Below are 10,397 nucleotides of genomic sequence, written 5' to 3' on the forward strand. Positions count from 1 at the left end.
GCACTACATGCAGACCTACAAGAAGTTCCTCCTGGCAGCTGCTGCCACGCTGGTGATGTCGGCCAATGCCATGGCCGCCGAGAAACTGCGCATGGGTATCGAAGCCGCTTACCCACCGTTCAACAACAAGGATGCCAGCGGCCAGGTCGTCGGCTTCGACAAGGACATCGGCGACGCCCTGTGCGCCAAGATGAAGGTCGAATGCGAAGTGGTCACTTCCGACTGGGACGGCATCATCCCGGCGTTGAACGCCAAGAAGTTCGACTTCATCGTCTCGTCGTTGTCGATCACCGATGAGCGCAAGCAGGCGGTGGACTTCACCGACCCGTACTACTCGAACAAGCAGCAGTTCATCGCGCCGAAGAACGTCGACTTCAAGACCGACCGCGCCTCGCTCAAGGGCAAGACCATCGGTACCCAGCGCGCCACCCAGGCGGCAACCTGGCTGGATGACAACGGTGGCATGGACGGCGAGTTCAAGGTCAACCTCTACGACGGCCAGGAAAACGCCTACCTGGACCTGACCTCCGGCCGTGTCGACGCCATCCTCGCCGACAAGTACGCCAACTACGACTGGCTGAAATCCGACGCCGGCAAGAACTACGAGTTCAAGGGCGATCCGGTCAACGAAAGCGACAAGGTCGGCATCGCCGTGCGCAAGGGCGACAACGAACTGCGTAACAAGCTCAATGCCGCGCTGAAGGAAATCGTCGCCGACGGCACCTACAAGAAGATCAACGACAAGTACTTCCCGTTCAGCATCTATTGATTCGCCCCGACAGGCATCGCCGCCATGGCGGTGCCTGTCCCTTGAACAAACTTACCCATGACTATCGACCTGCACGGATTCGGCCCGGCCATGATGGCCGGTACCCTGATGACCGTAAAACTGGCGCTCTGCGCCTTGCTGCTGGGGCTGGCCCTGGGCCTGCTCGGCGCCTTGGCCAAGACTTCGTCGGTCAAGCCGCTGCAATGGCTTGGCGGCACCTATTCCACGTTGGTGCGCGGCGTACCCGAACTGCTTTGGGTGCTGCTCATCTACTTCGGCACCGTCGGGCTGATGAACAGCCTCGGCGCCGCCCTGAACATACCGGGCCTGGAGCTCAGCGCCTTCGCCGCTGGCGTCATCGCCCTGGGCCTGTGCTTCGGCGCCTACGCCACGGAAGTGTTCCGCGGCGCGATCCTGGCCATTCCCAAGGGGCACCGTGAAGCGGGCCTGGCGCTGGGCCTGTCCAAGGGCCGCATCCTCTCGCGGATCATCCTCCCACAGATGTGGCGCATCGCCCTGCCGGGCCTGGGCAACCTGTTCATGATCCTGATGAAGGACACCGCGCTGGTGTCGGTGATCGGCCTTGAAGAAATCATGCGCCACGCACAGATCGGCGTGACCGTGACCAAGGAGCCGTTCACCTTCTACGCGGTCGCCGCCTGCATCTACCTGGGCCTGACCATCATCGCGATGATCGGCATGCACTTCCTGGAAAAGCGCGCCGCTCGCGGCTTCATGAGGGCCGAGTAAATGAACTGGGAAGTCATCATCAAGTGGCTGCCGCGCCTGGCCCAGGGCGCGACCCTGACCCTGGAGCTGGTGGCCATCGCCGTCATCGCCGGCCTGATCCTGGCCATTCCGCTGGGGGTGGCGCGCTCTTCGCGGCACTGGTACGTGCGCGCCCTGCCCTACGGCTACATCTTCTTCTTCCGCGGCACGCCGCTGCTGGTGCAGCTGTTCCTGGTCTACTATGGCCTGGCCCAGTTCGAAGTGGTGCGCAACAGCTCGCTGTGGCCGTACCTGCGCGATCCTTTCTGGTGCACGGTGCTGACCATGACCCTGCACACCGCCGCCTACATCGCCGAGATCCTGCGCGGCGCCCTGCAGGCGATCCCCAAGGGCGAGATCGAGGCGGCCCGTGCACTGGGCATGTCGCGGGGCAAGACGTTGTTCTACATCATGCTGCCGCGCGCCACGCGCATCGGCCTGCCGGCCTACAGCAACGAAGTGATCCTGATGCTCAAGGCCAGCGCCCTGGCCAGCACCGTGACGTTGCTGGAGCTAACCGGCATGGCGCGGACCATCATCGCCCGCACCTACCTGCCGGTGGAGATCTTCTTTGCCGCCGGGGTGTTCTACCTGGTGATCTCGTTCGTGCTGGTGCAAGGCTTCAAGGTACTGGAGCGCTGGCTGCGCGTGGATGCCTGCCAGGGACGTTGAGCCCATGAAGACCTCGGGGCTGCACAGCAGCCCCTCTCGACCGCGCCCCGGTGCTCGAATGACCACAACATCCTGCCTGCAAAACGACCAGTTCCTCGAGCGCTTCCAGGCCCTCGACCGCTTCCTCGCACAGCACCAGCCGCTGTGGCACCCACGCCCGTTCACCCACCTGCGCCTGGCGTGGGAAGACGAACACCCGGAACTGTCCCATTGGCTTCGCCAATGTACCCTCGAACAAGCCGAGTCCCTCGACACTCCCGAGGCCCCGGCCCCCTTCCCACAACTGGCCGCCAAAGCCGCGCAGCTGTCCGCCGTCGGCGAACTGCCCGACGCCGGCCTGCATCCCGCCGGCCACCGCCTCGATGTCGGTGTCCCCGGCCGCAAGTGGCAGCAGATCGAAGCCTTCAGCCGTCGCCTGGCGTTCAGTCAACCCGCCCGACACTGGCTTGACTGGTGTTCCGGCAAAGGCCACCTGGGCCGTCGCCTGCTACAGCCCGGCCAGCGCCTGACCTGCCTAGAGTACGACGCCGAACTGGTCAGCGCCGGCAAGGCCCTGAGCGAGCACCATCACTTGCCTGCCACCCACGTGCATCAGGACGTCATGGCCGCCGACAGCGCTCGCCACCTGGACGGCGACAAGAGCGTGGTCGCCCTGCACGCCTGCGGCGACCTGCATGTTCGGCTCATGCAGCTGGCAAGCCAGCAGGGTTGCCGGCAGATCGCCGTTGCGCCCTGCTGCTACAACCGCATCCAGGGCCAGGCCTATCAGCCGCTCTCCCGCGCCGCCCGAGCCTCGAGTCTGGCGTTGACCCAGGAAGACCTGGGCCTGCCGCTGAGCGAAGCGGTCACCTCCAGCCTGCGCACCCGCCGCCAGCGTGACAGCTCCATGGCCCGCCGCCTGGGCTTCGACCTCCTGCAGCGCCAGCAACGTGGCATAGACGACTACCTGCCCACGCCATCGCTGCCGGTCAGTTGGCTGGCAAAGCCCTTCGAGCAGTACTGCCGCGACCTGGCCGAACTCAAGCAGGTCATGCTCATCGGCAACCCCGACTGGGCCTTCCTGGAAGCAGCCGGCCAGCGACGCCTGGCCGAGGTGCGCAACCTCGAGCGGGTACGCAATCTCTTCCGCCGCCCCCTGGAAATGTGGCTGGTGCTCGACCGCGCCTTGTTCCTTCAGGAGCAAGGCTATGCGGTGAGGGTCGGCGTGTTCTGCGACTACCCGCTAACGCCTCGCAACTTGCTGCTGCTTGGGGAGCGCGACATAGCACCGCAGGGCAGTTGACAGCCTGTGGATAACTCTGTGAACAAGCTTGTGATGAAAGTCACCAAATGTTGGATCCAGAGGCTATTTGCGCGGGTTTGCTTATTCCACTGCAGCCGGCAAAGTCAGTAAAAACAGGCCTTTGCGCAAAGACCGATGGTAGCGCCGGTCGGCATGCCTTTCGCGCAAGCAATCAATGCCCATTGTGCATAAACCATTCGGCCGAGCGCTCTGGCAGGGGTGTTGTCAAGCCAGTTTGAGCAAGCTCATGCCTACCAGCAGCAGCACCAGGCCGAGCCAGCCGCGCCCGGCCAGGCGCTGGCCGAACAGGGCCCAGCCCATGGCCACGGTGGCAAGAATGCCGAAGCCACCCCAGATGGCGTAGGCCAGCGACAGGTCGATGTCCTTGACCGCCTGGGCCAGCGCGGTGAACGCCGCCAGCACACACAGGATCGAGGCCACGCCCAGGCCCTTGCGGCTAAAACCCTCGGAATACTTGAGCAGCAGGTTGGCCAGGACTTCCAGCACGATGGCCAGGCCCAGCCAGGCAAATGGCATCAGCATGGCACCGCCTCCCCTTCACGCTCGACGGCCTTGGCCCGAGTGCCGGCCTTGACCAGCAGGATACCGGCGATCATCACCGCCAGGCCCAGGGCCTTGGTCCAGCCCAGGCTTTCGCCGAGCCAGAGCACGCTGATCAGGGTAATCAGCACGATACCGAACCCTTCCCACAGCGCGTAGGCGACACCCACCGGCACCCGCTTGACCGCCAGGGCCAGGAAGAAATACGACAGACAGATCATGACGTACATGACGGCATGCCCCAGCACGGGGAAATGGGTGGCGGCGAGTTTCATCGACGCCGTGCCGATCACCTCGAAGGTGATGGCGACGATCAGGTAGATCCAGGAACGCATGATGCCCTCCCATGGGCGACAGCAGCCGAGCGCACAGGTATCGGCGCCAGACAGAGATGGTTATGGCTGTAGAGGGAGGGTGGCGCTAGAGGTCGCCGGTCCAGTGACGTTCACGGGAAACCAGGCGGGAGGAGGAGAGGAGCTTGAAAGCTTTGCTGTTCAACATAATGAACACGAGATTAGCTGAACTGATCGATTAAGTCAAAACGATAGGGTTAGACTAAATGTTTCTCGCAAAAAATTGCGAGCCTCCAGATTTATCCCCCTTAAAGCCTGCTGAAAGCTTCGTAAATTATATTCCCCACAGTCGTTCCTATAGGGATGACCCTGCGACTGCTCTATAGCGTAGGCAAGCTTCCTCAGCGTGGGAGCGGGCTGGCCCCGCGAACACCGGCAAGGCCTGTGCCATGCTCACCCCCTCCCCCTGCGACAAACCGTCGCCACAGTCAAAAGCACAAAATTAATTATTGTTTTACGATAATTATTCAAGAATAATCCGCCCCGTTCATCACTGTACGGAGGCACCCCATGAACAGTAGATCCGTGGCCTATGCGCGTTCGCGCCTACGCACCATCGGCACATTTGCCGCCTACCTGGCCTGGACGACCGCGATCGTCGAGTTGGCGGCCATCCCGTTGCTCTGCATCTTCGACTTCCCTGAAATGCTCAACGGCTACCTGCAGGCCTATGGCGACCAGATGCCCCTGCTGCTGGAACCCGGCTACATGCCATCTCCCCTGGCCATCGGCCTGGTACTGGCCGTGGACATGATCCCGACAATGATTTCCGTCATTGCCCTAAGCCTGACCGGCCTGTTCTTCCATCGGCTGTCCCGTGGCCAGACCTGGTCCTCGGACAACATCAAGCTGCTGTGGTGGGTCGGCCTGCTGTGCATCTTCACCCCGTTGCTGTGGCCGGTGACCTACACCTTGCAGGGCCTGGCCCTGGCCATCGACCTGCCGGCCGGCGAAAGGAGCTTCAGCTTCTCGATCGGTGTATCATCGCAGGCTGTCTACGAGATCATGAAAGGCATCCTGCTGTGTGCCTTCTCGCTGCTCATGCGTGACGCCAAGACCATCAGCGATGAACACAACTGTTATGTCTGACTGCTTCCTATGCCGATAATCATCCGCCTCGACGTCGTCATGGCCCGGAACAAGATGCGTTCCAAGGACCTGGCGGAAATCATCGGTATCACGGAAGCGAACCTGTCGCTGCTGAAGAACGGCAAGATCAAGGGTTTCAAGATCGAGACCCTCGAGAAGCTGTGTCGCGCCCTGAACTGCCAGCCCGGCGACCTGCTGGAGTTCAGCGACGAATGATCAAGGACTGCAACACCCATGGCACTTTTCCACAACAGTTTGGCCGCCCTCGTGCTGGCCTGCCTGGCCTTGGCCCTGGCCGGCTGCGGCCCGAGCTACACCTATAGATACTCGCCACCGCCCAGCGCGCACGGCATGAATTGCATCAACAGCTGTTCGACCCAGCGCAACCACTGCCAGCAGATGGCGCGCCTGCAGGAGAACAGCGAACGTGCCTTGCACCAGGCCGAGATGAGGGCCTACCAGTACTGCAAGAACGGCAAGAGCAAGAAGGAAGCGCGTCACAGTTGCTACTACCCGAGCTACCCCTCCTACACGGGGAGCAGCTACAGTTGCGGCAATGACTACGACTCCTGCTACATGGCCTGCGGCGGCACCATCCAGCGCATCCTGAACAAAGACTGATCCCGGAACGGACTCGAACATCGTGAAACACACCAAGCCCTTCGCCCTGCTGACCCTCGCCCTGGCCATGACCGGCTGCGCCAGCGGCACGCCATCGAGCAAGCCCGCCCCGTTGAACTGGAACATGCCCGGCATGCAACTGGGCGGCGACCGCGGCCTGCCCCTGCACAACGCCGACGGCAGCTGCCGCAAGCGCGGCTGCGACAACGGCAAGCTGTTCTTCAACCCGGGCCAGCCCGAGCCAAGCGTCAACTCGATTCACCGCGGCTGGTAGGAAAATTCTCCTTTCTGCGCGGTGACTTAGGGGAATGCGCGATGGATGCAACGAAGTGGTTTACAGCGGCAAATCCATCGCTATAATGACGCCCCTGTGCCGGTATAGCTCAGATGGTAGAGCAACTGACTTGTAATCAGTAGGTCCCGGGTTCGATTCCTGGTGCCGGCACCATTCAAGGTTCCATAGAAAGCTTTCAAAATCTCTGGAACCCCCGAAAAACCCGCCTTCTGGCGGGTTTTTTCGTTTTGGCGTTCCGTCGGATTCCGGGGGTAGCCAGCGCTAATAAGGGTACATTTAAGGATACCTACCAATTCGATATTGGAAAGTACCCTTATGGCTCGCACAACGGCTCCCCTCACCGACAACGCCTGCCGCACTGCAAAGGCTCGCGAACGTGAGTACAAGCTTTTTGACGGCGATGGCCTTTACCTGCTCGTGAAGCCCAACGGTCGCAAAGGCTGGCGGCTCAGGTACGTGAAGCCCGATGGCCGCGAGGGCCTGACCTCATTCGGCAATTATCCAGTGGTCGGGCTGGCTGACGCTCGCCGCAAGCGCTTCGACCTCAAACAGCAACTCGCCAACGGCATTGACCCTATTCAGTCCAAGCAGCAGGCCAAGGTGCAAGCCGTGATCAATGGCCGCACCTTCGAAAGCGTTGCGCTCGATTGGTATGCCGGGATGGTGCCGAAGTGGGCGCCGGGCCATGCTAAGACTGTGCTCAGCCGGTTGAAGACTCACGTATTCCCTTTGTTAGGTGCCAGGGCAATCGTTGAGTTGGACACCCACGACCTCATGCAGCCACTGGAGGCTGTGACGAAGCGCGGCACCATCGACGTGGCGCTCAGGATCAAGAACTACCTGCAAAGCATCATGCGCGAAGCCAAACGACTGCGACTGATCACGGCGAACCCGGCTCACGATCTCGATGGCTCGATCAAAACGCCACGGGTTACACATCGACCCGCACTACCCTTATCGCGGTTGCCTGAGCTACAGGCGCGTATCGACGGCTACAAAGGTCGCCCGCTCACGCGCCTCACGGTGATGCTATTGCTGCACGTGTTCGTGCGCTCCAGTGAACTGCGCTTCGCCCGTTGGAACGAGTTTGACCTCAAGCGTGGCATCTGGGAGATCCCCGACACCCGCCCGGCGCTGGACGGAGTACCCTTTTCCACAAGGGGTACGAAGATGGCCGGGGACATTCACGTTGTACCCTTATCGCCGCAAGCAGTGGCCTTGCTTGAGCAGATCCACGCGATCACCGGCAAGTTCGAGCTGGTGTTCGCGGGAGATGCCAAACCGTGGAAACCGATGTCCGAGAACACGGTGAATGCCGCGCTCAGGACGATGGGCTATGACACCAAGGTGGATATCTGCGGCCACGGGTTCCGAGCCATGGCGTGCAGTGCGCTGGTCGAATCCGGGCTGTGGTCGGAGACAGCTATCGAGCGGCAGATGAGCCACAAGGAACGCAACAACGTGCGCGCCGCCTATACCCACAAGGCCGAGTTCCTCGAAGAGCGCCGGATGATCATGACCTGGTGGAGCCGGTTTCTGGAGGCGAACCGCGAGGACCATGTGACGCCGCATGAGTTTGCCAAGCAGACGGGCGAGAACGTCACGCGCCTTCGCAGTGCCAAGAGGACCGAGTAAACCGCCGCACCACCACCTCAATTCGCTGTGAAGTTACCCACAGCACCGCATGAGGCTCCTCCGCGCGGGTCCTTTCAAACGGGGCTGCAAAGCCGCCCCGTTTGAAAGGACCATACCTAAGAAAAAAAACCGCTGGTACAGCTTACGTCTGTGGAAAACCACAGATGTCCACCGGGGGATAGTTTTATCCACAGGCGCTAAATTCCTGAAATCGCTTTGCTTGACGAACATTGTCCACAGGCGTAGACCGGGAGTTGCAAGCGCTGTCGATGACAGCACCCTAGGTGACCCGAACCTTGAAGGTCACGCCGCTCCCGCGGTGGTTCTCCCCAAGGGCGATTCGCATCCGGCAGCTCGCCCGGTCACTACCCATGTGATGGATGCTCTTACACATAAAGCGCTCGTGCGCCAGATGCTCCGCACCTCGCTGCCCTGCAGCAACCTATCCGCTTGGCCGAATACTGCGCCAACCTGTGCCCGTCTCTTTTCCTGAAAAGAGACGGGCACTCTTACCACTGCTGCAGCCCTGATCGCACATGGCTTTGCGGCATAACCCCTCGTGACAATCGGCGTGACAAACGCCGATGTCACCAGCAACAGCGCTGTAGATGATGGTGCCGCAGACCAAGGAATGGACTGCACCTGACTGACAGTCAGGCACGCCCCGGTCATCGCATTGCTGCGTTCACCCGGCTCAGGATCTTCAGGCGCTGGTTTAGTCAGCCAGCACTGCCTCCACCCGCCCACCGGCAACGGTGTTCAGGAGGCCAGATCATGAGATGCCTTTGCTCCCGGATGTAAGGAGCCGCCAGTCCCGCGTAGTGGACATTCCCCACAGGTCGCAGGGGCCTTGATCCCTGATAACACTCAACATTCTTGGCGGGATGACGTGGGGCGAGGATCGGAGACCAGGCGATGAGGTGATTCGACATGGCATTGGTGGGTAGACGCGATGGCCGCAATTTCGGCTATGGCAGGCAATTGAGCTATGCAGGGCCGCAGGCGCTGAAAGACATGTTCAGCGGTGGCCACTACGGTACGGTCAAGGCGCACTGTGATCGGTGGCAGGCATTCGTCAAATGGTGCCGTTCCGAACAGGGGCCTGGTATCAATGATGCGCGGCAGATTGATCGGAAGGTATTGGCGGACTATGGGGCGTATCTGCGCGATGCGGTTGAGTGCGGTAGCCTCGCCATCAGCACCGCGCAAAACCGCCTATCCAGCGTTAACAGGACAATGGCGGCGCTGCGCGGTGATCAGTGTGTGAAATTGCCCAGTCCGAGCAAGGCGTTGGGAATGCAACGCACCGGGATTCGCCACTCAGTACCGCAGGGCCATGACCGCGACCAGGTTAAAGAGATCGTCAATGCGCTTTGCCGAAATCATCAGCAACGGGCCGCCGCGATTGTCCTGTTGGCGCGAGCCACTGGCATGCGCCTGCGTGAAGCCATATTGGCTGACCTGCCACGACTTAGCCGTCAGGCTGAAGCCTGCGGCAAAATCAACATCCAGGAAGGCACCAAAGGTGGCCGCGCCGGCGCTTCGGCGCCACGTTGGATAGCAGTGGATGATCATATTCGTGATGCTCTTGGATTCGCATCGCAAGCGTCACCTGCAGGTAGCCGCAACCTGATTGCGCCAAATGAGAGCTACCTGAATCTTCTGCAAGAAAGCATCCGCTTTGCGCGGGATATCCTGCATGCGCACAACCTGAAGGGCTTCCATGAGCTACGAGCGGCGTACGCATGTGAGCGTTACGAGCAGATCACCCAACACCCCGCGCCAATCAACGGCGGCCAATGTTGCCAGATAGATAGGAACCTTGATCGTGAGGCCCGGTGGCAAATCAGCTGCGAACTGGGGCACGGGCGGATCGACGTGGTCGCCGCCTACATTGGTGGCCGAGCATGAGTAAGCCATTCGATATGGAGCTGTTTTTGGCTGGCGTTCTGACCGGCTCGCACACAACGCGGCAACGCCACGTTCGCCAGGCGCAAATCATTCAGGCTGAAATTGCAGAACGCTGGCAGAGAGAAACGCCTTGGACTTGGCAGAGTAAGCACTTAAATTGGTTTCTTCAGCATTGCCTAAGCCGACGTAGCGACGCCACACGGTACTACTATTTACTGACTGTTAAGCTGCTCGTTCGCCGCTTAGAAAAATCATGGACATTCAATCTTTGACTAAGAAGCCTGATCACCAAGTCCATTCTATGAATCGCCCCTGGTTTCCTAGACACTCTCCAAGCTCAGAAAATAGCGTTTCTCATACTCTACTGGAGACAGCTGCATAGCACTGCTGTGTCGACGCTTGGGGTTATAGAACATCTCGATGTAATCGAAAATATCACTT

Annotated in this window: 14 protein-coding genes and 1 tRNA gene; 12 read left to right on the top strand and 3 right to left on the bottom strand. The window is 60.6% G+C overall.

The features are described 5' to 3' along the window. Positions 1–7: 7 nt before the first annotated feature. The 4 genes from AC25ND_RS16540 to AC25ND_RS16555 are packed head-to-tail and all read left to right on the top strand — an operon-like array spanning position 8 to position 3,491. Positions 8–769 (top strand): ABC transporter substrate-binding protein, encoded by a 762-nt coding sequence (locus AC25ND_RS16540; RefSeq protein ID WP_028688472.1) that lies wholly within the window; start codon positions 8–10, stop codon positions 767–769. Between the two features lie 57 nt (positions 770–826). Beyond that, entirely contained in the window at positions 827–1,519 is a 693-nt protein-coding gene (locus tag AC25ND_RS16545; protein ID WP_050703398.1) for an ABC transporter permease, read from the top strand. Then, on the top strand, positions 1,520–2,209 hold the full coding sequence (locus tag AC25ND_RS16550) for an ABC transporter permease (RefSeq protein ID WP_028688474.1): 690 nt from the start codon (positions 1,520–1,522) through the stop codon (positions 2,207–2,209). Positions 2,210–2,267: 58 nt separating this feature from the next. After that, on the top strand, positions 2,268–3,491 hold the full coding sequence (locus AC25ND_RS16555) for a methyltransferase (RefSeq protein ID WP_486976446.1): 1,224 nt from the start codon (positions 2,268–2,270) through the stop codon (positions 3,489–3,491). A 225-nt stretch (positions 3,492–3,716) separates the two neighbouring features. Here the strand turns inward: AC25ND_RS16555 and mdtI are convergent, their stop codons facing one another. Beyond that, a complete protein-coding gene (gene mdtI, locus AC25ND_RS16560) occupies positions 3,717–4,034 on the bottom strand; it encodes a multidrug/spermidine efflux SMR transporter subunit MdtI (protein ID WP_028688476.1) in 318 nt (105 codons plus the stop codon). Further along, the gene (locus AC25ND_RS16565) at positions 4,028–4,387 is read right to left on the bottom strand and encodes a multidrug/spermidine efflux SMR transporter subunit MdtJ (RefSeq protein WP_028688477.1); all 360 of its coding nucleotides are present in this window, start codon (positions 4,385–4,387) and stop codon (positions 4,028–4,030) included. Before AC25ND_RS16565 ends, mdtI begins: the two co-directional genes overlap by 7 nt. Before the next feature lie 528 nt (positions 4,388–4,915). Here AC25ND_RS16565 and AC25ND_RS16570 point away from each other — a divergent pair. The 8 genes from AC25ND_RS16570 (at position 4,916) to AC25ND_RS16605 (ending at position 10,228) form a co-directional block, all read left to right on the top strand. Further along, a complete protein-coding gene (locus AC25ND_RS16570; protein WP_062359792.1) occupies positions 4,916–5,494 on the top strand; it encodes a hypothetical protein in 579 nt (192 codons plus the stop codon). A 9-nt stretch (positions 5,495–5,503) separates the two neighbouring features. Further along, positions 5,504–5,710 carry a helix-turn-helix domain-containing protein gene (locus AC25ND_RS16575; protein WP_023629980.1) on the top strand — a complete coding sequence of 69 codons (207 nt, stop codon included), beginning with the start codon at positions 5,504–5,506 and terminating at the stop codon, positions 5,708–5,710. An 18-nt stretch (positions 5,711–5,728) separates the two neighbouring features. Further along, positions 5,729–6,115, top strand: coding sequence for a hypothetical protein (locus AC25ND_RS16580; RefSeq protein ID WP_062359794.1), 387 nt, complete (start codon positions 5,729–5,731; stop codon positions 6,113–6,115). A 22-nt stretch (positions 6,116–6,137) separates the two neighbouring features. Further along, complete coding sequence (locus AC25ND_RS16585) at positions 6,138–6,389, top strand: hypothetical protein (RefSeq protein WP_028688480.1); 252 nt, start codon at positions 6,138–6,140, stop codon at positions 6,387–6,389. 98 nt (positions 6,390–6,487) lie between these two features. After that, positions 6,488–6,563: transfer RNA gene (locus tag AC25ND_RS16590), tRNA-Thr, on the top strand. A gap of 162 nt (positions 6,564–6,725) precedes the next feature. After that, complete coding sequence (locus AC25ND_RS16595) at positions 6,726–8,045, top strand: tyrosine-type recombinase/integrase (RefSeq protein ID WP_486976447.1); 1,320 nt, start codon at positions 6,726–6,728, stop codon at positions 8,043–8,045. Between the two features lie 930 nt (positions 8,046–8,975). Then, complete coding sequence (locus tag AC25ND_RS16600) at positions 8,976–9,956, top strand: integrase domain-containing protein (RefSeq protein ID WP_486976448.1); 981 nt, start codon at positions 8,976–8,978, stop codon at positions 9,954–9,956. Beyond that, the gene (locus tag AC25ND_RS16605) at positions 9,953–10,228 is read left to right on the top strand and encodes a hypothetical protein (protein ID WP_221613054.1); all 276 of its coding nucleotides are present in this window, start codon (positions 9,953–9,955) and stop codon (positions 10,226–10,228) included. The genes AC25ND_RS16600 and AC25ND_RS16605 overlap by 4 nt, the downstream gene beginning before the upstream one ends. Positions 10,229–10,276: 48 nt before the next feature. On the opposite strand, the gene AC25ND_RS16610 is transcribed toward AC25ND_RS16605, so the two are convergent. Further along, on the bottom strand, positions 10,277–10,397 hold a 121-nt coding region (locus AC25ND_RS16610), incomplete at its 5' end, for an IS3 family transposase (protein ID WP_140387959.1).

The sequence above is a fragment of the Pseudomonas sp. P110(2024) genome (assembly GCF_057480795.1).

Coding starts and splice junctions, on each gene's coding strand:
- AC25ND_RS16540 (WP_028688472.1), top strand. CDS start 8: ATGCAGACCTACAAGAAGTTCCTCCTGGCAGCTGCTGCCACGCTGGTG.
- AC25ND_RS16545 (WP_050703398.1), top strand. CDS start 827: ATGACTATCGACCTGCACGGATTCGGCCCGGCCATGATGGCCGGTACC.
- AC25ND_RS16550 (WP_028688474.1), top strand. CDS start 1,520: ATGAACTGGGAAGTCATCATCAAGTGGCTGCCGCGCCTGGCCCAGGGC.
- AC25ND_RS16555 (WP_486976446.1), top strand. CDS start 2,268: ATGACCACAACATCCTGCCTGCAAAACGACCAGTTCCTCGAGCGCTTC.
- mdtI (WP_028688476.1), bottom strand. CDS start 4,034: ATGCTGATGCCATTTGCCTGGCTGGGCCTGGCCATCGTGCTGGAAGTC.
- AC25ND_RS16565 (WP_028688477.1), bottom strand. CDS start 4,387: ATGCGTTCCTGGATCTACCTGATCGTCGCCATCACCTTCGAGGTGATC.
- AC25ND_RS16570 (WP_062359792.1), top strand. CDS start 4,916: ATGAACAGTAGATCCGTGGCCTATGCGCGTTCGCGCCTACGCACCATC.
- AC25ND_RS16575 (WP_023629980.1), top strand. CDS start 5,504: ATGCCGATAATCATCCGCCTCGACGTCGTCATGGCCCGGAACAAGATG.
- AC25ND_RS16580 (WP_062359794.1), top strand. CDS start 5,729: ATGGCACTTTTCCACAACAGTTTGGCCGCCCTCGTGCTGGCCTGCCTG.
- AC25ND_RS16595 (WP_486976447.1), top strand. CDS start 6,726: ATGGCTCGCACAACGGCTCCCCTCACCGACAACGCCTGCCGCACTGCA.
- AC25ND_RS16600 (WP_486976448.1), top strand. CDS start 8,976: ATGGCATTGGTGGGTAGACGCGATGGCCGCAATTTCGGCTATGGCAGG.
- AC25ND_RS16605 (WP_221613054.1), top strand. CDS start 9,953: ATGAGTAAGCCATTCGATATGGAGCTGTTTTTGGCTGGCGTTCTGACC.